Annotated in this window: 2 rRNA genes; both read left to right on the forward strand. The window is 43.0% G+C overall.

Annotated features, from left to right (window positions below):
• Positions 1-107, forward strand: a 5S ribosomal RNA gene (gene rrf, locus EXT47_RS23745); the annotation flags it as partial.
• Between the two features lie 41 nt (positions 108-148).
• Positions 149-249, forward strand: a 5S ribosomal RNA gene (gene rrf, locus EXT47_RS23750); the annotation flags it as partial.

The raw sequence follows: 249 nt of genomic DNA on the forward strand, positions 1-249 counted from the left end.
ACTATAGCGTTTTGGACCCACCTGACCCCATGCCGAACTCAGAAGTGAAACAAAACAGCGTCGATGATAGTGTGGATCACCCATGTGAAAGTAGAACATCGCCAGGGCCAAATTTAATATAAAAATAAGAACTAAAAAACAGTATTTTCCTGATGACCATAGCGTTTTGGAACCACCTGACCCCATGCCGAACTCAGAAGTGAAACAAAACAGCGTCGATGATAGTGTGGATTACCCATGTGAAAGTAG

Origin of the sequence: Pseudoalteromonas sp. CO342X (assembly GCF_004208915.1) — a bacterium.
Classification (GTDB): Bacteria; Pseudomonadota; Gammaproteobacteria; order Enterobacterales; family Alteromonadaceae; genus Pseudoalteromonas; species Pseudoalteromonas maricaloris.